The organism is Pseudomonas sp. S4_EA_1b (genome assembly GCF_016307435.1).
Taxonomy (GTDB): Bacteria; Pseudomonadota; Gammaproteobacteria; order Pseudomonadales; family Pseudomonadaceae; genus Aquipseudomonas; species Aquipseudomonas rhodesiae.
In genome coordinates, this window is sequence record NZ_JAEILC010000036.1 from 41,138 (window position 1) to 63,899 (window position 22,762).

Below are 22,762 nucleotides of genomic sequence, written 5' to 3' on the forward strand. Positions count from 1 at the left end.
GTTTGGAGCAACGGGTTGGCAATGCAGGTAAACTCCCCTCCTTTCTCTCTACCCCACGGAGTTCGCCTTGCGTCTGTTCCACACCTCCGACTGGCACCTGGGCCAAAACCTCCATGGCCAGGAACGCGACTTCGAACATGCCTGTTTCCTTGAGTGGCTGCTGCGCCAGATCGGCACTCAGCATCCCGATGCGCTGCTGATTGCCGGCGATATCTTCGATACGGTCAACCCGCCCCTCAAGGCCCAGGAGCGGCTGTATGACTTCATCATCAGCGCCCATGAACAAAACCCCGACCTGACCATTGTGATGATCGCCGGCAACCACGATTCCGGCTCGCGCATCGAGCTGCCGGCGCCGTTGATGCGGCGCTTGCGCACCCATGCCCTCGGCCGCGTGTTGTGGCTCGATGACGGGCAACTGGATGCCGAACGCCTGCTGATTCCGCTGCCGAACGCCAAAGGCAAGATTGCCGCGTGGTGCCTGCCGTTGCCGTTTCTGCGCCCGGCGGAGGTGACCGGCGCGCAGTTGGGCGACGACTACCTGCGCGGCATCGGCCAGGTGCATGAGAAGCTGATCGCCGCCGCCAATGCCAAACGCAAAAAAGGCCAGGCGCTGATCGCTATCAGCCATGCGCATATGGCCGGCGGTTCGGTGTCGGAGGACTCCGAGCGCAGCCTGATCATCGGCAATGCCGAGGCGCTGCCCGCCAGCCTGTTCGACAACAGTGTCGGCTATGTTGCCCTGGGCCATTTGCACAAGCCGCAAAAGGTCAATGGCGAAGAGCGCATTCGCTACAGCGGCTCGCCGATTCCGTTGTCGTTTTCCGAGATCGGCTACAAACACCAGATTCTTGATGTGACCTTCCAGGGCCAATGCCTGGTGGGCGTAGAACCGATCCTGATCCCCCGCTCTGTGGAGCTGCAACGCCTGGACGCCGCACCGCTGGCGGATATCCTCAAGCAACTCGCCGATCTGCCCGACATCGATCTACTGGCCGAAACCCAGCGCCACCCCTGGCTCGAAGTGCGCGTGCGCCTCGACGAGCCGCAGCCGGACCTGCGCCAACAGATCGAAAGCGCCCTGCAAGGCAAGGCCGTGCGTTTGGTGCGCATCGCCGCCGAATACGCCGGTATCCGCAGTGGCAATGAAAGTGACGACGAGCGCCTGATCGAACTCGACCAACTGACGCCCCAGGAGTTGTTCAGCCGCGCCTGGCAGGACAGCTATGGCAGTGAAGTGGATGAACAGACCTTGAAGGACTTCGCCATGTTGCTCCAGGAAGTGCAACAGCAGGAGGAGCAGCCATGAAAATCCTCGCCATTCGCCTGAAAAACCTCGCGTCCCTGGCCGGGCCGTTCGAGATCGACTTCACCGCCGAGCCCCTGGCCAGTGCCGGGTTGTTTGCTATCACCGGGCCGACCGGCGCCGGCAAGAGCACCTTGCTCGATGCGCTGTGCCTGGCGCTGTTTGGCGCAGTGCCGCGCCTGGGCGACACTGGCCAGGCGAAGATGCCAGATGCCGACAGCGATATTTCCATCGGTGACCCGCGCACCCTGCTCCGGCGCGGTACCGGCGGCGGCTATGCCGAGGTGGATTTTGTCGGCGTCAGCGGCCGTCGCTATCGGGCGCGCTGGGAGGCCAATCGCGCCCGCGACAAGGCCAGCGGCAAGTTGCAGAACAGTCGGCAAAGCCTGATCGATCTGGACAGCGAGCAACTGTTGGCCAGCCAGAAAACCGAATACAAAACCCAGTTGGAACTGGCCCTGGGCTTGAATTTCGAACAGTTCACCCGCGCCGTGTTGCTGGCGCAGAGCGAGTTCAGCGCGTTCCTCAAGGCCAACGACAACGAGCGCAGCGAGCTGCTGGAAAAACTCACTGACACGGCGCTGTACACCCAGCTCGGCCGCCGCGCCTTCGACAAGGCCAAGGAGGCCAGGGACGCGCACAAACAGTTGCAAGACCAGGCCGTGGGCGTGGTGCCGCTGAGCGCCGAAGACCGCGCCGAACTGGACCGGCAACTGGCCGAGGCTCAGCAGCAGCTCAAGGTGCAGCAAGCCCAGCTCAAGCAATTGGAAGCGCAGCACACCTGGCTCAAGGAACTGCGCGAATGGCAGGAGCGCCAGCTCGACGCCACCCAACAGCTGCAACGGGCCCAGGCCGACTGGGACAGCCTGGGCGCGCAGCGCGAAGACCTCAGTCGCTTGGAGCAACTGGCGCCGCAACGTCATCACTTCGCCCGCCAGATCGAGCTGGCCGCGGAGCTCACCCCGCTGGCCGCGCAGATTCAGCAGCACATCGCGCAGCAGGCCCAATTGCTGACGCGCCAGGACCAGGCCCAACAGCAGCAAGCCAGCGCCCACGCCGAATTGGAAGCCGCGCTGCAAGCCCAGAGCGACGCCGTCCCCTTGCTGCGCCAGGCCTTCGACGGGCAAAACAGCCTCGCCCATTTGACTAAAGACCTGGCCAAGCACAGCGCCGACCAGCAGCAACAGGCCGCCGCCAGCAGCGAAGGCCAAGCGCGCCTCAGCGCGTTGCAGGCCAAACAGGCCGAAGTTGCCGAGCGCCTGCAACGCCTGGCCGACGACCTTGAGCGCAGCGCCGCGCTGGCGCCCCTGGCCGATGCCTGGACCGCTTACCGCGACCGCCTGCAACACTTGATGCTGATCGGCAATCGCCTGAACAAAGGCCAGGCCGAACTGGCACAACTGGAACACCGCGCCAACACCGCCGCCGAAGCCTTTACCGGTCAGCGCGACGCCTTGGCCCTGCTGTACCAGGAAGCCGGCGCCGAGCCCCAGGCGGTGGCCGAGCAGATCCAACTGCTCGCCAGCCTGTTGCAGGACAATCGCAAGCAGCAACGCGCCGTCGAAGACCTGACGCGGCTGTGGGACAGTCAGCAGCAGCTGGATCAGCAGGCCGCCACCCTCACCCAGAAACTCGCCGACGCCCAACAGCGACGCGAACTACTGAACCAGGCCGGCCTGCAAGCCAAGGCCGATCTGAGCGTGGCCGAGCAGACGCTGACAGTGACCCAGCAACTGCTGGAACGTCAGCGCCTGGCCCGCAGCGCCAGCGTCGAAGAGTTGCGCGCACAATTGCAGGACGGCCAGCCGTGTCCGGTGTGCGGCAGTCACGAGCACCCCTATCACCAACCCGAAGCGTTGCTGCACAGCCTTGGCCGGCATGACGAGAACGAGCAAGCCACGGCGCAACAGGCGGTGGATGCACTCAAGGAGAAACTCACCGAGCTGCGGGGCGAAGTGGGCGGTTTGATCGCCCAGCAAAAGGAGTTTCTGCACCAGCAGGAGCAGTTAGCCGCGCAACAACTGGCGCTGAAGCCAAGCCTGGACGCCCACCCGCTGAGCGCCGCGCTGTTCAATCAGGACGCCCCCCAACGCAGCCCCTGGCTGGCAACCCAGCTGGCTCAGCTCGGCCAGAGCATCAGCCAGGACGAGCAGCGCCAGAGCGCCCTGCTCAACCTGCAACAGAACGCCGGGCGCCTGCAGCAGCAACTGCAAGCGGCCCAGGACGCGAGCCAACAAGCCCGTCAGCAATGGCTCGACCAGCAGCGCGAACTGGCCAATGACCGCGAGCGCCTGGAACAGGAACTCAACGCATTCGCCAGCCTGTTGCCCGCCGACACCCTGGACGGCCTGCGCAACGATCCCGCCGCGACCTTTATGCAGCTCGATCAACAGGTCAGCCAGCGCCTGGAACAGTTAGGCCATCAACGGGATGAACGCGAAGAACAACAGGAACGTCAGCAGGTCATCGAAAAAGAACAGACCCATCAACAGCATCGTCAGGCGCAATTGGAGGCGCTGAGCCAGCAAGTGGCCGAACTGACCCGCCAGCAACAGGCCGCCGCGCAAGCCCTCGCCGAGCTGTTGGGCCCCCATACCAGCGCGGAACACTGGCAGCAGCAGTTGGAGCAAGCGGTGGCCCAGGCGCGTCAGAGCGAGAGCGACGCCAACCAGCAACTCCAAGACACCCGCACCACCTTGATCCAACTGGCCGCCGACCTTAAGGCGTGGCAGGCACGCCAACAGGCGCTGCACACCGAACAACAGGCGCTCGATGCGCGCCTGAGCCAATGGCGTGCATCGCACCCGGAACTGGACGATGCCGGTCTCACTCGCTTGCTGGCCATGGATGACACGCAGGTCAGCGCACTGCGTCAGCGCCTGCAAACCAGCGAAAAAGCCGTGGAGCAAGCCAAGGTTTTGCTGCAAGAGCGCGAACAACGCTTGGCTGAACACCAGGCCCTGCACAACGGCAACCTCGACGCCGAACAGTTGGACAACCACCTCGCCGCGCTCAGCCAGCAACTGGCCGATGCGGAGAAGCAGTGCGCCGAACTGCGCGCGCGCCAGGCCGAAGACCAACGTCGCCAGCAGGCCAACAACGTGCTGGCCGAGCAGATCGCCAAGGCCTATGAAGAATGGCAACGCTGGGCTCGGCTGAATGCCCTGATCGGTTCGGCCACCGGCGACACCTTCCGCAAGATCGCCCAGGCTTACAACCTGGATCTGCTGGTGTATCACGCCAACGTGCAACTGCGCCAGCTGGTGCGGCGCTACCGCCTCAAGCGCGGCGGCAGCATGCTCGGTCTGTTGGTGCTCGACACCGAAATGGGCGATGAACTGCGCTCGGTGCATTCGCTGTCCGGCGGCGAGACCTTTCTGGTGTCGCTGGCCCTAGCCCTGGGGCTGGCGTCGATGGCGTCCAGTACCTTGAAGATTGAGTCGTTGTTTATCGACGAAGGCTTCGGCAGCCTCGACCCCGAATCCCTGCAATTGGCCATGGACGCACTGGACGGTTTGCAGGCCCAGGGGCGCAAAGTCGCCGTGATTTCCCACGTCCAGGAAATGCATGAACGCATCCCGGTGCAGATCCAGGTCAAGCGTCAGGGCAATGGCCTGAGCACCTTGGAGGTCAAATGAGCGAAGCGTTGCTGTACTCGTTCCGCCGCTGCCCCTACGCCATGCGCGCGCGGCTGGCGTTGCGCTACAGCGGCGTAGCGGTGCGCATTGTCGAGGTGAGCTTGAAGGCCAAGCCGCAAGAGATGCTGACACTCTCGCCCAAGGGCACGGTGCCGGTGTTGAGTGTGGACGGCCAGGTGATCGACGAAAGCCTGGCGATCATGCAGTGGGCCCTGGCCCAGCACGATCCCGACGATTGGTTGCTGGGCGGCGACCCGGCGGTGCTGGCGCTGATTGCCGAGAATGACGGCGGGTTCAAGCATTGCTTGAATCGCTACAAATACGCCGAACGCTACCCGGAATACCCGATGGAACACTATCGGGGCGAAGGCGCAGTGTTCTTGCACACTCTGGAAGGTTTGCTGGCTGAGCGCGCCTACTTACTGGCCGAGCACCTCAGCCTGGCGGACATGGCGCTGGCGCCGTTCGTGCGTCAGTTCGCCCACGTAGACCGCGATTGGTTTGCCCGTGCGCCCTACCCGCGCTTGCAGCAATGGCTGGATGAGTTCCTGCAATCGCCCTTGTTTATCGGCGTGATGGCCAAGGCGTAAGGTGTGCCAGCGCGTTAGCCCTGGGCCAAATTCAACAATCGCTCATGAGCCACTTCCGGCTCGCCTTCCAGGGGCTGCACGGAGGACAGGATCGGGGCGGAATACAGAAACAGGATTGCTGCAGCGAGTCGAAGGGCCATGCTGTCGTTTCCAGGAATGGGCGCGTCAAAAGTTGAGCGTCAAATTTAAACACATGGCAATGTGATATTACAGCGGCTTTTTTCACCCCAGGCAAAAACGCCAAACCACTCGAACGCCGATCGACGTTCCAGTGGTTTGGCGTCTGCTGCTGTGCAGGGCTCAGTGTTGAGTTTTGTGATCCAGCGCGGCATAGAAGTTGGCGCTTTGTTGCAGGTATTTCTGAGTGTAGGCACTGGTGCTGGACTTGCGACCGGCGACTTCCACGCTGGCCGCCGCCGGCAAGGCTACGGTGGCGGAAACAGCGGAAGCGGCGATGATGGAGAACAGGTTCAAATTCATGTCGGTAACCCTTGTGTACGGTTGGTTGAGTGGCCGGTGAAGGCCTTGGAACCCAACTTACGCCCGAGGGTTAAACCTTAGAAATGCTTTGAAACAGTAGCCGCTATTAATGCAATTAATACAAAAGCTCAGGCCCCGGCGTACGGGGCCTGTGGCTTATTGACGCACCAGGAATTTGAGGTCGCTGGGGGCATCGATCGGCAATTTCTGCACAGTTTTACCCAGCAGGCCGGTCTTGGGGTCGCGCTCGACCACCACGATTTCATTGCTTTTCTGGTTGGCGATCAGTAGGAACTTACCGCTCGGGTCCAGGCTGAATTCGCGCGGATGGTCGCCTTCCACGCTGCGGCGTTGCAGCTCGGTGAGGTGCGCGGTGGCCGGGTCCACGCCAAACACGATGATCTGGTTGGCGGTGCCGCGGTTGCTCACGTACAGGAACTTGCCGTCACTGGACGCATGCAGCGCCGCGCCGGCTTTGTCGGACACTGGTTGCCCGGCGGCGAAGTCGACCAGTTGGGTTTGTGTGAGTTTGCCGTCGGCGTAATCGAACACCGCGACCTGAGCGCTCATCTCGGTGGTCAGCCAGGCGTGCTTGCCATCGGCGCTGAACAGCAAATGGCGCGGACCGCTGCCCGGCGGCAATGCCACCGAGGCCGGGTCGGCCGGGGTCAGGGGCAGCTCGTGGTTGGCCTTGGGGTCGTAGCGGTAGACAAAAATCTTGTCCGCCCCCAGGTCATTGGCGAACACGTACTTCCCGTCCGGCGACGACACCACCGCGTGCACATGGTTGGAGGCCTGGCGCTGCGGGTTGACCCGACTGGCCGGGTGCCCGCTCAACTGCACCGGTGCGGATAACTTGCCAGTGGCGTCCACCGGCAGGATCGCCAGGCTGCCGCCTGGGTCTTCCAGTACGGAATAGTTGGCGACGAACAGGTGACGACCGTCTGCGGCGACGCTGGAGTGGGTCGGCTCGTTGCCCAGGCTCTGCACTTGGTTGATCAGTGTGAGCTGGTGATTTTTCGGGTCGATGGCGTAGCTGCTCACGCGCCCCACCGCGTCCTTCTGGCCGGGGCCATTTTCATTGACCACAAACAGCCGCTTCTGGTCCTTGGACACCGTCAGCCACGACGGGTTAGCGGCCTTGGCCGCCAGCACAGGTTTGCCCTGGAACTGCCCGGTGCGGCTGTCGAATTGCAGGCGGTAAATGCCCTCGCTGGAGCCGGCGGTGTAGCTGCCCACCAACAGTTCATAGGTGTCTGTCGGCGCGGCCTGCGCCGACATCGCACCGACACTGCCGGCCATCAGCAGCGGCCAGAATTTACGCATCATCATGCTCGTCTTCCTCGTCATTATTGTTGCCGGTGAAGGCGCTCATGCACACCAGGCGGTGTTCGCCCGAATCACCGGTGAGGGTCCAGCTTTGCAAGGCGTCGTCAAAGGTTGCCGCCTGCACCTGCATCAGGCTGAACGACCAGCGCTTTTCGGCGCGGCCGTCCATGCAGGTAATGCGCAGGCCTTTGTCGTCGGAAGTGAAATCAAAGGCATGCAAGCCATCGATTTCGAGCATGTCAGCGTTGTTAAGTTCAGCGGGCAGGCCGGTAGCAGTCATCGGGATCAGTCATCAGGAAGAAAGGCGCTGATGATAGGCCAATCCACCCTCGCCTGGCGCGCTTTGTGCGCTTGCGGTAACCGGTTATGCCTGGTCTGCGCGACGGCTTTGTCATGCTCGGCACCTTCTCATAACGCGATGGAATGCCAATGCCCGACTCAACCCCCGTCCACCCCGCCCCCCTGCTGCCGGGGGTGACCAACACCGCGGCGCAGGCGGTCGCCGCTCACTTTGCCGGGCTGCCGGACGTGGCCCACGTGGTCAGCCAACTGCTCAGCGATGCCATTGCCCAGCGCTACCCTGCCCTGGCCCTCGACCTCTCAGCGACGCGCCTGGCCACGCCCAACGGCAAGCAGTGGGTATTCCGCCCGCTGCTCTCTGTGGTGCAGGACTACCTGGGCGGCACCGCCAACCTGGATTTCAGCGACATCGGCAACCTGAGTTTCTACCTCACCACCAGCCCGCCGCGTCGGCTGACACTGCCGCAAGACGGCAAATCGCGGCTGGACATGCAAGTCATCGAGGGCCTGATCAAAGAACTGGCGGACACGGTTCCCGTGGGTTTGCAGAACGCGCTGAACAATTACTGGCGCGACCACACCGGCAACGGCCAATGGCGCTGGATGGCCCGCCTGCTCCAGGACACGCTGCATATCGCCGCCCTGCGCCGGACCGACCTGGCGGAACCGGCCCGACAAACCCTCGACCAACTGACCGCCACCCCGGACCGTGAGCAACGCATGAGCCACCACGGCGCCCAGGCGGTATTGGTCTATTGCCTGGAAACCACCCTGCGCAGCGCCGAGCGCCGTGTCACGGTGCTCGACCCACACCTGGTGCTGACCCGCCCCACCAATGGCACTGCGACGGTATTGCTGTGCAGCCCCGGCGGCACTATCGAAGCGTTCCCGTCCATGGATGCGTTGACCCAGGCCTGGGGGCAACGCATGGCGTCCCGTTATCAGCTCGACGAAGTGCTGATCCAACGCTACGAACCGGACGGCGATATATTCGACCATCAAGCCGCGCTCATCCTCAATCAACAGTTGGAACACCTGGGCGCACTGCGACTGCCGGCCAACGGCGGGTTCGCCGCGCTACAGGCGCACTGTCGCGGGCTTGTCGACCCGACGGCGTACTTTCTCGACGCGCCCAGCGTGCCCACGGATCTATTGGCCACGCTGCGCACCCATTTGCCCAGCGGCCTCAAGGACGCCGACAGCAGCGCCCAGGCCGCCTACCGCCGCTACAGCCTGGCCCTGGCCAGTGCCAAGCGGCGGGGCGGCGGCCGCACCTTTCTGAGCGGCATCCCGGATATTCACGCCTTCACCGTCGCCAGCCTGCTGCGCGAGCTGCAAGCCGACGCGGTGCGCCTTGAAGGCGTGGCACAGGCCGACGTAGCGGCACTGGACCCCGACCAACTGGAACTGACCTTTGCCATTTCCGCCGGTTTCCCCGGCACCGTCGGCATCACCCAGCACGAACGCATGAGCCTCACCGACCTGGCGATCAATAACCTGAGCGCACGCCCCAGCGGCGAGATGCGCATCGCCCATCGCGCCGGCCTGACAGTCCCGGGTTGGCTGACCGCCGACTACCTCACCGGCTCGAACGGCCTGATCGAACGCGTCGACATCGGCCTGCATTACCCACGATTGCTGGAGGACCAATTGCTGGGCCCCAGTGAAGAAACCCGTCGACGCGAAACACTGTTCGCCGACCAGCTCACCGCGCAACTGCCGCTGCTGGCCCTGGAGCAGAGCCTGCGCGGCGTCAACGGCATGACCCGCGACGGCGCCCGGCGTGTGGCCGCGCTCATGGCCCTGACGGTGGCCGATCAGCAGGGCGTGGTCATTCGCCACTTGGCGTTGTTGCGTCATCCGGCGGCCAGCCCCGACGTGGTGACCAACATGTACCTGATCGAAGCCCAGGACATTGCCAGTGGTCCCCATATCCTCTATCGCCCGCTTTACGCCCAAGCCTTACTGGAATTCCCCAGCCGCGCAGCGCTGTTGGAGGCCATCGCCAGCCCGGGTGAGGTGCAGAACAGCGTATTGCTGTGGATGAGCGATAGCGCGCGCCCGGTGTATGCCAACGGCGGTTTTCGTCAGCCCCATTACCTGCGTTTTGGCCAGGGCGATGAATTCAGCCCCCTGCGCACGCCTGGGCCGGCCACCCTGTCGGAGGACGGGCTGAACGACGAGCTGCATCAATGCCTGATCACCGGTCGTCTGATGCAGTACCTGTACAGCAGCAACGCCCGCGCGTTGGTCGCCCAGGCCGACCGCGAATCGGTGTCCAACCACGAAAGCCGCTGGAAACTGCTGCTCGAAGGTGGCGGATTGTTGTTCGGTGGGGTGCTGTACCCGTTGTTACGCGGCCCGCTGTTGCTCACCACCTGGCTGGGCAATCTCTACAACAGCCTTAAACAAGACATTCAGGGCCTGAACGCCATGGATGCGCAAACGCGGGAATTGGCCAGTGTCGACCTGTTGCTGAACCTGGGCCTGTCGTTGTTCGAAGGCCCGCCGTTGCCCGCTGGCGCCACTGCCCCAGCACGGAGCCGGCGCCCGCCCCTGGCATTGCCGCGCCAGCTCGCCGAGCGTTGGCCGGCCCCGCCCGCGCCGCGTATCCATCAAGGCAGCGTCGGGTTGCCCGGTGTATTGCCAGGCACCGACAAAGCGCTGTTGGACTTCCGTTTCGCTCAATCCCACTGGCGCCTGACCGCCAGTCAGCGCGCACGCCTGAACAGTTACAGCACCACGCCGCCGCCCGATGTGCCCGAGCCGGTGGCGAGCGGGCCGCACAAAGGCTTGTACCGCATCGACAACCAGTGGTACGCCCAACTGGACGGTCAGTGGTATCGGGTGTGGATGGAAGCGAATACTGGCGACGTACTGATCGTCGACCCCGTCGACAGCAACCGCCGTGGCCCGCCCTTGCGCATTGATCGACAGGGGAACTGGAGCGTGGATACGCGCCTGCGTCTACGCGGCGGTATGCCGTCCAACCGCATCGCCGCACGGCGTCAGCTCAATGCCAAGCGCGTCGAGACCTTGAGCAGCGAGTACCGCCACTTTCTGGGCCAGCAAACCCAGCAGCAAAAGCGCGTGGACGTGGCCCAGGCCGTCATGGAGAAGACCCAGGACGACCCACGCTTCACACCGGCACAGCGCGCCGAAAAACGTCGGCAATTTGAAAGCGCGCTGCTGACCCAGACCCAGGCATACCAACAGATTCTCGACAGCGTGCAGGAACGACGGGAGCTGAGTATCCCGCTGTCGACGCAAACCGTCGCAGCCCTGATGGAAAACATCGTCAACAACGGGCGCAAACTGGTGGTCATCGCCGAAACCGATCGCCAAGCGCTGTACACGGCCAATGCACCGTTCACGCGCCTGGGCGCGGCGTTGAAACAGGCGGTGCTGGCCAACCGCGCCGGCCACGAGCAATTTATCAAGGACCTGCTGGCGATCAACGAGCGCTCGATCCAGTGGTTGAAAGTCAAGGACCGTTACCTCGCCCAACTGCACGAATTGGGCGGACTGGGCCTAGACGCCTTTACCCGCCTGACCCAGGACCGCCCCGACGAAATCAGTGTGCTGGCGATCCAGGCCTTGCAGATTCGCACCCTGCGCTGGCTGGCGACGCGAGGGTCCGACTCGGTGCGGCTCGACAGGCTCGACACCCTCATAGCACCGTTGGTCGAGCAGGTGCGAACTCACAGCGAACTCAATGCCCTGGAGCTACCCGCCAGTGAGCGCATCAGCGTGCTGGAAAGCCTGGTGGAACACTACGGACGCGCCCTGGACGCCCTGCAAGGTCTGAACATCGTCGATGTGGAAGGCCTGGAGCAAAGCTATTCGGCGCCCTTGTTCATGCTGATCGAGGAGCTGTATCAGGACGTCAACCTGCAACTGGCCAACGCCATTCAGCCAAGCGATCCCAACCCAGTGCGTACGCCAAAGCGCCAGCCGACGGCGCCGGGCAAACCGCAGAAAAAAGTCATCCGCACGCGGCGCAAAGGCACCCTGATCGGCGACTTGAAGCCAGCCGGCAGCAGCCTGCCGATCGAAGTGGTGGAGGTGCGTTCGGAAGAGAGCAACCAATTGCTAAGCCTGTACTCCCAGGACGGCGATGAATGGGTCGAGTTCAAAGAACCCCTCGCACCGCCGCCACCCGCCCCCTCCCGTGGCTTGAGCCTGGTCAAGGGTGAAGCCCGCAAATTGCTGGCCATGCTCGACGCCCATCTGCAACGTGCGCAGCGCTACCGCAGCGTCTGCCGTCATCCTGAGGAAGTGCAGGAAATCCTGCATTACGAGGGTACGCGCTACGACAGGTTGGCCACCGAACTAGACCGCACGATCCAGGCCCTGCCCCTGGCCGAACGCCTGGCCGCCGACCTGGCGCTGGCCACCCAGCTGCGCGAGGCCGGCATGCGCCTGACCCGCCAGGGCGATGCCCTGCGCCTGCAATTGAGCCTGGAATTGCCCCCCACCCACGGCAACCTGGAATACCTGCTCGCGCAGAAACAAGTGGCCATCGCGCGCTACAGCGAGCGTGTGCCACTGAGCGGCGAGCGGCGCGATTTTATCCAGGAATACGCCGTCACCGACCTCAATGGCGCACCGCTGTGGTACGCGCACTTCCATTACCCCAAACACGACTCGCCCAAGGCCGACTACAGCGTCGCGCACCTGAAAACCAAAGCCCAGCAGAAGCAAAGCTACTACTCGCTGCTGGCCAAAACGCAAAGCCCTCAGGCGGTGGTGAACGCACACCGCGGCTTGATCGGCAAGGCCCTGGCCGAGCGTTGGTTTCTCCCGCTGGCGCCGTAAGCATCGCCCTCCCATCAAGAATCAAGAATCAAGAATCAAGAATCAAGAAAGGACTCCCCCCATGCCCAGCCCCGATCACCTGATCCTCGCGCACGCCGTACAGGCGCGCTTCCAGGCGCGGCCGACCCTGCGCTCGGCCACCGCGCAGCGACTGAGCGACAGCCTCAAAGAACTCAGCCCGCCCCTGACCCGGCCACTGTCCGAGCTATACCTGGCCCACCCACGCGACGGTGGCGGCCGCGCCTTGCCCTCTGTGCTGCAAATGGCCCTGACCTACCTGGCCAACGGCACCCTGCCCGACCTCGCCACCCGCGCCGGACTCGACGCCTACCTGAGCGATGCCAGCGGCAACCGCTTGACCGAACCCGCCGTCCCCCTGAACGACCTGCAACGCATCATCCGCGAGCTGCCAACCCTGCTGCCGGCGACATTGCAAACCGCGCTAAGCAGCTTCTGGGATGAGGTCGACAGCGCCGGCATCAGCCACTGGCAATGGCTTAGCGAAGTGCTGCACAGCCTGTTTCGCCAGTGTGCGATCAGCCAATCGACCAGCGACCACGAGCAGCTCCAGGCCCTCACCGCCCTGGCGCGCTACCCGGCACGCGAAGCGCGCCGCGAGCAAACCGCCCCGGACAACAGGGTGTATGCCTATACCCTGGAAGCCCTGTTGGTACGCGGCCAGACCCGCCTGACCCTGCAATGCAGCGAGCTGTTGATCGTCAGCGGCGAACGCGTCTGGCTGTATAGCCTGCCCGGCACCGTGGAAGCCTTCGCCAGTTTGCAAGCCTTCGGGCAGGCGTGGGGCGAGCGCCTGGAGGCGCGCTACCTCGCCGACCGGATCACCTGGCGCCAGTACGAGCCCGACGGCGACATCTTCGAGCTACAAGCCGCGCTGCTGCTCAACCGGCAATTGGACGATCTGGCGGCGTTGCGCCTGCCCGCCCATAGCACGTTGGCCGATTTGGAAAGCCAAGTGGCCGCCCTCACCGACCTGGCGCCTGGCTTTATCAGCGCGCCAACCACGCCGGCGCAGCCCCTCGACGCCGTTGACAGCGAATTGCCCGCCTGGCTGAAAAACGCCTCGGCCAGCGAGCGCTTCAGCTATCGCCAATGCCTGCTGGAGCAGGCCAGCCTGCGTCGCCTCAACGGCGGTGCGGGCTACCTGGACGGCATCGACGATATCCGCCGCTTTGCCGCCCGCCGCCTGAACCCGCAACTGTGCCAGGCGCGCAATGCGGCGCTCAAGCGCCAGGACCGCTGCACCGACGAGTCCGCGCTGGCCTATCGCGCCGAAGACCTGCAACTGACCTTTGCGGTGTCCGTCGGCACTCTGCAAAGCGGCTATGTGCAACCGGTGACCCTGAGCCTGGTGGACCTGGCGCTGAAAAACCTCTGCGGCAAACCCAGCGGCAGCGTCACCCTGCATCACCGCTCCGGGCGGCCCATCGAAGCCTGGCTGACGCCGGACTACCTGATGCGCCTAGTGCAACAGGTGGACATCGGCCGTACCTACCCCGCTTACCTGCGCGAACAATTGCTGGCGCCCAATGCGCAGGCACAGCGACGTCAGCAGTTGTTTATCCAGCAGCATCCGGTGCGGCTCAAACTGCAAGCCCTGGAAGCCTTGATCAAGGGTGAGGCCGGGCTGACCCGGCGCGGCGTGCGCTATGTGTGTGCGGTGCTGGGCGCAAGCCGTGCGCAGCGTTGGGTGCAAGGCACGGAAATCATCATGCGCCCGCTGGCCTTCAAGCGAAAAGCCGACGCCCAGGCCGACACGGTCCCCAACATGTTCATCATCGAAGCGCGCAACGGCCAGGAAGGTCCGCACCTGCTCTACCGTCCGGCCTATCAGCCGGCGCTGTTGGAGTTCCCTAGCCGCGCACAGTTACTGAGCGCCATCACGCGTCCCGGCCCGCTGCAAGACAGTGTGCTGACCTGGCTGCCCGACAGCGCGCGGGCGATCTACAGCAATGGCGGCTTTCTGGAGCCCCATATCATCCGTTTCTACCAGGGCTCGGAGTTCGACGTATTGCCCAGTCGTCCGAGCCCGGCGACCCTCGCCGAGGCCGACGACGAGAGCGCGGATGAAATGCGCCTGTTCCTCAACAATAATCGGCTGCTGGAATACCTGTTCGGCGCCGAAGCGCGGCAATTGGTGGAACTGGCCGAGCGCGAGTCCACCTCCAACAGCGAAAGCCGCTGGGCGCTGCTGCTCGAAGGCGTGCAACTGGGCTTCAACACCCTGCTGGTGGTAGCCCGGGGACCATTGGCCGTGGTGGGCTGGATGCTGCAAATGATGCAGGGCCTCAGGCAAGACCTGCCGAACCTGCAAAGCGCCGATCCGGTGGCGCGGGAATTGGCCTGGGTCGATCTGTTGCTCAACATCGCCATGGTGCTGATGCACCAGGCCCAGGCGGGCGATACGCCGATTGAGGCGACACGGCACTCACAAACACAGGCCCGCCTGCCCCTGCGTCGGCCCCTGAGCCAACCGCTGCGCATGCGCCAGGCAGATATTCGCCGCGGCACGGTGGGCCTGCCTGCCGAGCCGCCCGGCGGTGGGCGCACCCTGCTGGACTTCGACCGCTCCCTGGCCAGCGACAGCGCCGCCGGGCGTCTGTTGGACAAGCTGCTGAGCGTGCACAAACCCTGGCCGCAACCCACCCCGAAAGCCATGGACAGTGGCGCGCTTAAGGGCTTGTTCAACATCGACGGACGCTGGCACGCCTCGGTCGGCGGGCTGTTGTTTGAAGTGTCGATAGTGCCGGGCTTTGGCGAGGTGTACATCATCCATCCCGAGAAGCCCGAGCACCCCGGCATCAAGCTCAAGACCGACGATCAGGGCCACTGGCGTCTGGATCGCGGGCTCAAACTCGAAGGGGGCGGGCCCAAGCGCATCGCGGCGTTGCGCGAGGAAAGCCGACGCCGCAAAGAGGCGCTGGTGGAACGCCTGCAAACCTTGAGCGCCGATATCCCACCGCTGATGCGCCCATTGGAGCAGGCGCTGGACAGCCTGGCCGACGCCGACAAACGCCTGGCCGACCAGAGCCGTGTGCTGAAGCTGACCTGGAACCTGCTGGACAAAGCCAGCGAGCAGCAAAAACCCGCGCTGCGGCAACGCCATGGGCTGGAGGTTCAACGCCACAGCACGCTGCGCGCGCAGTTCGAGATTCTGCTGGAGCGCCTGAGCGAACGGCTGGACGAGAGCGTCCGCCTGCGCCAAGAACTGGTGAGCGTCGGGCAACAGTTGGAACAGGTGGGCGGTGCCGGCGTGCATGTGCAAGACCGCGCCAAAGTGCTCGAAACCCTGTGGAACCAGCAGTTTTCCCTGCATCACTACCAACGCAACTGGGCCAATGCCTTGCTGTTTTCCGACCGCGGCGAACCCATGGCCCAGGTCGAACGGCGCATGGTGGTCGAGCGCGCCTTCGGTAACCTGAACGCCTATAACGAACACGTCGCCCGCAGCATCGACATGGCCGATGCGCTCGATCGGCTGGCTATCACCGCCACCGCGCTGGAGGACACCCTGGAACGTTTGGAGCAAGACTCCGCCGCCGGGCGCGCAATCCGTCAGAAGTTGCTGGCACTGATCGTCGAGCCGCAGAATTTCTTCGGCGAGAACATGCGCCTGCGTGCGCTGTCGTCGCTGGCGAGCGTGGTCATCGTCGATACGGGTGAACACTTGCCGCCCCAGGAGGCCCTGTATATTGAGCGCCTGGACCGCCTCGATATCCACCAGGCCGTGCAATCGCACATCAGCGTGCGCAGCAGCGAAGGCTTCGCCCTGGACGATCAACGCAACCTGTATGAAAGCCTGCTGGACAGCTACCGCAGCTACGCCAACGGCGTGCAGGCGCTGAAGGCCATCAACCCCGCGCGCTTGAACGCCAGCATCGTCGAGCGGTTTGTCCAGCGTCTGGATCATGCGCAGACCCTGGCCCAGACCGAGCTGGAAAACGTCGTTCGCGCCCAGGAAGCGCTGGCCGTGAGCGTGTCGCTGGCGAAAACGCTGCGCAGCAAGCCCGCCACAAGCCGTGTGTTCAAAACCCGCAAGCGTCGCTACCGGGTCGGCGAGGTGACGCGCGGCACTCGGCAGCAGGAACAGCTGACCATCACCGACAGCTTTACCGGCAGCCCCATCAGCACCTTCGAAGCCACGTCCGACGGCTGGGCCCAGGTGCTTGAAACCCCTGAGGCGCCGGCTGTAATCACCCCACCCAAGCCGTCCTTCGCCACCCTGCGCGAAGAAGGCCGTGGGCTGATCCGTCAACGCGCGGCGATTGAGCGCACCATCGACGCCCAGCAGCTCAAGCTCGACGACCCACGCACCCGACAATCCATCGACCCGGCGGACTGGGACCATTGGCTCGACACCCAGGCGCGCCAACTCGATGGGGTGGCCGACGCGCTGGCTGGGGAGCATGCCAACCAAACCAGCGCCATGGACCTGGCCGAGGAGTTTCGCAACCATGCACGGGATATGCGCCGTACAGCGGAGCAACGCTGCAGCGCGGCGTATAAAAAACAATGGCCGAGCCTGGACGGCATCGATTACCTATGGCGCCACCAACAGATCGATATCAACTTGACCAGCCTGGCCGACCCGCAGCGGCCCACCTTGAGCGGGGATTTTTTCACGGAGTACGCGGTGTATGACAAGGCCCAGAAACCGCCGCAAGTGTTGTGGTACGCGCACTTTCACTACGCCACCGCCACCGCACCGGCAGCCGAATACACCCGTGCGCACCTGAAACTGCCCGAACAGCGCAAGTACACGCAAAAAGACTTGTTGAAGGCTCCGGTACAAGCGCGCTTGCTTGAACATAGCGAGCCGGGGGCGGTGCCGCTGCGCAGCATTTTGTATGTGCGCATCACCCCGCCGCTCGACCGCTTGTTCCTGGCCATCGCACCGCCTGCGGCGACCCGTGCCTGAAGCACGGGCCGCGCACCGGTCAGTGGGCGAACAGTGAGTTGCCCTTCTGGCCGGCCAGTTTCTCCGGCTTGATCAGGAAGCGTGCCAGGGCCGGCAGCAGCCACAGCGCACCGAACATGTTCCACAGCAGCATAAAGGTGAGCATCAGGCCCATGTCGGCCTGGAACTTAATGGCCGAGAAGATCCAGGTACACACGCCGATCGCCAGGCACAGGCCGGTGAAGAGCACGGCTTTACCGGTGGATTTGAGGGTCTGGTAATAGGCTTCCTGCAACGGCAACCCCGCACGCAGGAAGCTTTCGAGGCGGCTATAGATGTAGATGCCGTAGTCCACGCCGATCCCCACGCCCAGGGCGACCACCGGCAAGGTCGCCACTTTGACGCCGATGCCCATAAACGCCATCAGCGCGTTGCCCAACACCGACGTCAGCACCAGCGGCAGCACGATGCACAGAGTCGCGGCCCAGGAACGGAAGGTGATCATGCACATGGTGGCCACGCACAGGTACACCAGGATCAGGATGGTCAGCTCCGACTCCTTGATCACCTCGTTGGTCGCCGCCTCGATCCCCGCGTTACCGGCGGCCAGGATAAATTCCAGGCCGTCCTTGTTGTTTTCCTTGGCGAATTCCTGCACCGCATGCACTGCGCGGTCGAGGGTCTCGGCCTTGTGGTCGTTGAGGAACACCAGCACCGGCGCCAGGGAGCAATTGTTGTTGTACAGGCCGTCGGCGCGGGCGATGGAGTTATTCAGCACATCGGGGTTGCGCGACAGGGTTTCCCATTTCAGGTTGCCCTCGTTCATGCCCTTGATCATCTGCTTGGACACGGTCACCAGCGAGATTGCCGACTGCACGCCCTCGGTGTTCTGCATCTTCCACATCAACTGGTCGATAGGCGCCATGGCTTCATAACGCGAACAGCCTTCGGCCTTGGTCTTGACCATTACCACCAGCACGTCGGAGCTGGTGGAGTAGTTGCTGATGATGAAGTTGTTGTCTTTGTTGTAGCGCGAATCCGGGCGCAGCTCCGGCGCGCCTTGATCCAGGTCGCCGATCTTGAGATTCTGGCTGTACCAGAGGCCGCCGCCGAACGCGACCAACGCCAGGGCGATGGAGATCGGTGCAACTTTCGGGCTGGCAAAGTTCGACAGCAGGCGCCAGAACGGATGTTCGCGGTTTGCGTCTTTCTTGCTCTTGGCAATGGCGCGCCGGCTGATGCCGACATAGGAGATCGCCACTGGCAGCAGGATCAGGTTGGTGAACACGATCACCGCCACGCCGATGGACGCGCCGATGGCCAGTTCGCGGATCACACCGATGTCGATGATCAGCAGGGTGATGAAGCCCACTGCGTCGGCGAGGATCGCGATCATGCCCGGCAGGAACAACTGGCGGAACGTGCGGCGCGCCGCGGTCAGCGCGTTATCGGCCTCGCTGGATTGCAGGGCGATACCGTTGATCTTCTGCACGCCGTGGGAAATACCGATAGCGAAGATCAGGAACGGCACCAGCATCGAATACGGGTCCAACCCGAAGCCGAAAAAGTGCATCAGCCCCAGTTGCCAGATCACCGCCACCAGGGTGGTGCTCAACACCGCGATGGTGCTGCGCAGGCAATTGGTGAACCACAGCAATAGCACCAGGGTGATGACGAACGCGATGCCGAAGAACATCACCACCATCACCAGACCGTCGATCAGGTCGCCGACCTTCTTGGCAAAGCCGACGATATGGATCTTGACGTTAGGGTTCTGCGCTTCGAACTTGTCGCGGATCTTGTCTTCGAGTTCGTGGGAGAACTTGCGGTAGTCCAGGGCGAGCAATTTGCCCTGGTCCTGCGGGTCCGGGTACGACTCCAACAACGGGATATCGACGATGCTCGATTTGAAATCGTTGGACACCAGACGCCCGACCTGACCGGACTTGAGCACGTTGTTGCGCAGTTGGTCGAGGCTTTGCGGCGAGCCGTTGTAGCTCTGCGGGATCACCTCACCACCGGCGAAGCCTTCTTCGGTCACTTCGGTCCAGCGTACGCTGGGGCTCCACAGCGACTTGAGGCCCGAGCGGTCGACGCCAGAGATATAGAACACCTCGTCGTTGATCTGCCGCAGAGTCTCCATGTACTCCTTAGTGAAAATGTCACCGTCCTTGGCTTCCACCGAGATACGCACCGTGTTGCCCAGGTTGGCCAGGTCGTTGCGGTGCTCCATCATCTTTTCGATGAAGGGGTGCTTGAGGGGGATCATTTTTTCGAAGCTGGTGGACGGGCGAATCAACGTCGCTTGCCAGAACAGGAACGCACTCACCAACAGGCAGATCACGATCACCGCTGGGCGATTGTTAAAAATCAGGCGCTCAAGAAAGGTCGCTTTATCGTTGTGATGACTGCTCATGCTTTCTCTGCCTTCTTATTGTTTTTCGAGTTCAGCGCCGGTTGGCTGGGCGACGCGCACACCGCCCTGCCCGGCCAGAATCAGGTTGCCATTGCCGGCCGCGGTCACCGCCGAGAGGGAAATGCGGTCCGGGCGGTTGAAAACGCTGAAGGTCTGACCGTCGTCGTGGCTGACCACCACGCTGCCACCGTTGCCCACCACCACCAACGAGCCATCTTCGAGCAATGTGGCGCCCGATAAACCGAACTCCAGGGCACCGCGCGCGGCCTTGAGTTCGACCTGTTCCCAGGTGCTGCCGAAATCCGTGGAGCGGTAAAGATTGCCGCGCAAGCCATAGGCCAGCAGCGTTTGCGGCTGGGCGGTGCCGATCACACCAAATAGCGAACCCTCGTAGGGGCCTTCGAGTTTTTCCCAGGTCTGGCCGTCGTCGCTGGAACGGAACATGCTGCCCTGCTCGCCGACGATAAACAGCCCGGAGTCCTTGATGGCGGCGATGGCGTTGAGGTGAAACTGGTCTTCGTTGTCGAGGCGGTCGCTGACATCTTCCCAGGTGTTGCCGCCGTCGTTGGTTTCCAGCAACGCACCGTAGGCGCCGACGGCCAAGCCGTGGCTAGCGTCCTTGAACCACACGTCGAGCAACGGCGCTTCGCGCTTGAGGTCTTGATACTGCTGGGTCCAAGTGGCGCCGCCGTCAGTGCTGGCGAGGATCTGCGCATCGTGGCCCACGGCCCAGCCGTGTTTGTCATCGACGAAAAACACGGCGGTGAGCAATTGCCGGGTGGGGACTTTGGCCTGGGCCCAGGTGGCGCCCTGGTCATCGGAATAGAGGATATGCCCGCGATCACCGACCGCCACCAGGCGTTTGCCGGCGTGGACCACGTCGATCATCAGGCCTTTGGCGGCCTTGGGGGATTCAATCGCAAACACCGCAGCGGCGGGGGTATCGCTGGCGGCCTGGACCGCAGTCGGCCATGCAACGGCGCCAAACAGCGAGAGCGCTGTGGCCAGCAACGCAACTCTGCGTGCGGCGCGTGGGCGGCAGACAACCCAACCCATGACAGGCTCACTCATAGACCTTTCTCCCATTTATTATTGTTAGGTCTTGCCATCCCGGGCTCTGAAACCTGCAATCTAGAGCGCCTGGAGGAAGCTGGCGCCATCCTATCGGGCTTTCGAATCGTCTGACAATCGGTGCTACGTTATGTTTTGTTAACTGGGGGCGTTTGGCCATGCGGTGAATATAGCCGCATTCGTCAGGCTGATTGTGGCGTGCATGCTGAATTTTTATTCCATCTATTGAATTTTGGGAATTTTTATTCCATTAATAGCCTTCCTCACAACAATAATCCAAAGGAACAAAGGCTATGCGCGAACTCGGAATCGGCTTGATCGGCACAGGCTTTATGGGCCGTGCCCACGCCCTGGCGTTCAATAACGCCCGGGCGGTATTCGAATTGCCGGTGCACCTCAAGCTAGCCGCCCTGGCCGATGCCGACACCGAACGCGCCCAGCGCTGCGCGCGCGCCTGGGGTTTTGCCCAGGCCCACGGCGATTGGCAGGCGCTGATCGACGACCCCGCCGTCGACGTGGTGGCCATCACCACCCCCAACCACCTGCATTACCCCATGGCTATGGCAGCGATTGCCGCCGGTAAGGCGGTGTACTGCGAAAAACCTCTGGCTGTCAGCCTTGAACAGGCCGACGCCATGCGCCGGGCGGCGAGCACTGCCGGGGTGGTGACGCGGGTCGGTTACAACTATCAGCACAACCCCATGATCGGCCTGGCGCGGCAGATGATTGCCAACGGCGAGCTGGGCGAGATCATCAGTTTCCAGGGTGAATTCAGCGAAGACTTTATGGCCGACCCGCAGTCGCCGTGGTCATGGCGCTGCGAAGTGGAACATGCCGGCGGCGCCCTGGCGGACCTGGGCAGCCACTTATTGTCGATGGCGCGTTATCTGGTGGGCGATGTCGTCAGCGTGTGCGCCGACACCCAGACCGTCCACAGCCAACGCCCTGCGGTCAGCGGCAGCGCCGAACGCAAAGCCATCGCGGTGGACGATCAGGTACATGCCCTGCTGCGCTTCGCCAATGGCGCGCGCGGCACAGTGAGCAGCAGTTGGCTCAAACAAGGTTATAAGAACCACCTGAGTTTTGAGATCAGCGGCACACAGGGCACATTGGCGTTCGATCAGGAACGTTTGAATGAACTGCGCCTGTACCGCGTCGGCCAGGACGGTTTCCAGCGCCTGCTAGCCGGCCCCGCCCTGCCCGGTTACGCGGCCTTCAGCCCGGCGGCGGGGCATCAACTGGGCTACAACGAATTGAAAACCCTGGAAGTGCAGGAACTGATCATGGCGGTGGCCGGCCAGGGCGCGGACGGCACTGACTTTGAAGCGGCGTGGGCCGTGGAGCGGCTGGCGACGGCGATTCGCCTGGCGGCCCGCGAGGAACGCTGGGTCAACGTGAACGCGGTCTGACACACAACGCAAATCCTAAGGGCTGACAAATAATTCTTTGGTGAGCAGGCTTGCCCTGCGCTGGGCTGCGAAGCGGCCCCACATCCAGGCACCTCGGAGTGTCAGCTGAAACCACATCGCCTGGAATGGCTATCAGAGGTGCGAGGGGGCTTGCCCCCGATAGCGGTGCATCAGCTAAAAAACCACAGGCTGACACTCCGCCATCGGGGGCAAGCCCCCTCCCACCTTTAGATCAGCTGCATACATTTACATTGGCGAGCAGGCTTGCCCTGCGCTGGGCCGCGAAGCGGCCCCACACCCAGGCACCTCGGCGTGTCAGCTGAAACCGCATCGCCTGGAATGGCTATCAAAGGTGCGAGGGGGCTTGCCCCCGATAGCGGTGCATCAGCTAAAAAACCACAGGCTGACACTCCACCATCGGGGGCAAGCCCCCTCCCACCTTTAGATCAGCTGCATACATTTACATCAGCGAGCAGGCTTGCCCTGCGCT

At 63.3% G+C, this 22,762-nt stretch carries 12 protein-coding genes; 6 read left to right on the forward strand and 6 right to left on the reverse strand.

Annotation, left to right across the window (positions count from 1 at the left end; all coding sequences use genetic code 11):
* Window positions 1–67: 67 nt before the first annotated feature.
* The 3 genes from YA0848_RS12740 to YA0848_RS12750 are packed head-to-tail and all read left to right on the forward strand — an operon-like array spanning window position 68 to window position 5,534.
* Window positions 68–1,309, forward strand: a complete 1,242-nt coding sequence (locus YA0848_RS12740; protein ID WP_169902656.1) for an exonuclease SbcCD subunit D C-terminal domain-containing protein — start codon at window positions 68–70, stop codon at window positions 1,307–1,309.
* Entirely contained in the window at window positions 1,306–4,944 is a 3,639-nt protein-coding gene (locus YA0848_RS12745) for an AAA family ATPase (RefSeq protein ID WP_169902657.1), read from the forward strand. The genes YA0848_RS12740 and YA0848_RS12745 overlap by 4 nt, the downstream gene beginning before the upstream one ends.
* Complete coding sequence (locus YA0848_RS12750) at window positions 4,941–5,534, forward strand: glutathione S-transferase (protein WP_169902658.1); 594 nt, start codon at window positions 4,941–4,943, stop codon at window positions 5,532–5,534. Before YA0848_RS12745 ends, YA0848_RS12750 begins: the two co-directional genes overlap by 4 nt.
* Window positions 5,535–5,548: 14 nt before the next feature.
* On the opposite strand, the gene YA0848_RS36410 is transcribed toward YA0848_RS12750, so the two are convergent.
* From YA0848_RS36410 to YA0848_RS12765, 4 genes are all read right to left on the reverse strand, one after another.
* Window positions 5,549–5,674 carry a hypothetical protein gene (locus YA0848_RS36410; RefSeq protein ID WP_256203866.1) on the reverse strand — a complete coding sequence of 42 codons (126 nt, stop codon included), beginning with the start codon at window positions 5,672–5,674 and terminating at the stop codon, window positions 5,549–5,551.
* Window positions 5,675–5,834: 160 nt separating this feature from the next.
* A complete protein-coding gene (locus YA0848_RS12755) occupies window positions 5,835–6,014 on the reverse strand; it encodes a hypothetical protein (RefSeq protein WP_034098240.1) in 180 nt (59 codons plus the stop codon).
* Between the two features lie 156 nt (window positions 6,015–6,170).
* A complete protein-coding gene (locus YA0848_RS12760) occupies window positions 6,171–7,346 on the reverse strand; it encodes a lactonase family protein (RefSeq protein ID WP_184315827.1) in 1,176 nt (391 codons plus the stop codon).
* Window positions 7,333–7,623 (reverse strand): DUF5629 family protein, encoded by a 291-nt coding sequence (locus YA0848_RS12765; protein WP_034098244.1) that lies wholly within the window; start codon window positions 7,621–7,623, stop codon window positions 7,333–7,335. The genes YA0848_RS12760 and YA0848_RS12765 overlap by 14 nt, the downstream gene beginning before the upstream one ends.
* A gap of 149 nt (window positions 7,624–7,772) precedes the next feature.
* Here YA0848_RS12765 and YA0848_RS12770 point away from each other — a divergent pair, with 149 nt between their 5' ends.
* Entirely contained in the window at window positions 7,773–12,461 is a 4,689-nt protein-coding gene (locus YA0848_RS12770; protein ID WP_184315829.1) for a hypothetical protein, read from the forward strand.
* A gap of 61 nt (window positions 12,462–12,522) precedes the next feature.
* Complete coding sequence (locus tag YA0848_RS12775) at window positions 12,523–17,397, forward strand: dermonecrotic toxin domain-containing protein (RefSeq protein ID WP_184315832.1); 4,875 nt, start codon at window positions 12,523–12,525, stop codon at window positions 17,395–17,397.
* Between the two features lie 19 nt (window positions 17,398–17,416).
* On the opposite strand, the gene YA0848_RS12780 is transcribed toward YA0848_RS12775, so the two are convergent.
* Complete coding sequence (locus YA0848_RS12780) at window positions 17,417–19,792, reverse strand: efflux RND transporter permease subunit (protein ID WP_169902662.1); 2,376 nt, start codon at window positions 19,790–19,792, stop codon at window positions 17,417–17,419.
* 15 nt (window positions 19,793–19,807) lie between these two features.
* Window positions 19,808–20,848 (reverse strand): WD40/YVTN/BNR-like repeat-containing protein, encoded by a 1,041-nt coding sequence (locus YA0848_RS12785; protein ID WP_169902671.1) that lies wholly within the window; start codon window positions 20,846–20,848, stop codon window positions 19,808–19,810.
* Between the two features lie 308 nt (window positions 20,849–21,156).
* Between YA0848_RS12785 and YA0848_RS12790 the strand changes: the two genes are divergently transcribed.
* Window positions 21,157–22,272 (forward strand): Gfo/Idh/MocA family protein, encoded by a 1,116-nt coding sequence (locus tag YA0848_RS12790; protein WP_169902663.1) that lies wholly within the window; start codon window positions 21,157–21,159, stop codon window positions 22,270–22,272.
* The last annotated feature ends 490 nt before the right edge of the window (window positions 22,273–22,762 follow it).

Coding starts and splice junctions, on each gene's coding strand:
- YA0848_RS12745 (WP_169902657.1), top strand. CDS start 1,306: ATGAAAATCCTCGCCATTCGCCTGAAAAACCTCGCGTCCCTGGCCGGG.
- YA0848_RS12750 (WP_169902658.1), top strand. CDS start 4,941: ATGAGCGAAGCGTTGCTGTACTCGTTCCGCCGCTGCCCCTACGCCATG.
- YA0848_RS36410 (WP_256203866.1), bottom strand. CDS start 5,674: ATGGCCCTTCGACTCGCTGCAGCAATCCTGTTTCTGTATTCCGCCCCG.
- YA0848_RS12755 (WP_034098240.1), bottom strand. CDS start 6,014: ATGAATTTGAACCTGTTCTCCATCATCGCCGCTTCCGCTGTTTCCGCC.
- YA0848_RS12760 (WP_184315827.1), bottom strand. CDS start 7,346: ATGATGATGCGTAAATTCTGGCCGCTGCTGATGGCCGGCAGTGTCGGT.
- YA0848_RS12765 (WP_034098244.1), bottom strand. CDS start 7,623: ATGACTGCTACCGGCCTGCCCGCTGAACTTAACAACGCTGACATGCTC.
- YA0848_RS12770 (WP_184315829.1), top strand. CDS start 7,773: ATGCCCGACTCAACCCCCGTCCACCCCGCCCCCCTGCTGCCGGGGGTG.
- YA0848_RS12775 (WP_184315832.1), top strand. CDS start 12,523: ATGCCCAGCCCCGATCACCTGATCCTCGCGCACGCCGTACAGGCGCGC.
- YA0848_RS12780 (WP_169902662.1), bottom strand. CDS start 19,792: ATGAGCAGTCATCACAACGATAAAGCGACCTTTCTTGAGCGCCTGATT.
- YA0848_RS12785 (WP_169902671.1), bottom strand. CDS start 20,848: ATGGGTTGGGTTGTCTGCCGCCCACGCGCCGCACGCAGAGTTGCGTTG.
- YA0848_RS12790 (WP_169902663.1), top strand. CDS start 21,157: ATGCGCGAACTCGGAATCGGCTTGATCGGCACAGGCTTTATGGGCCGT.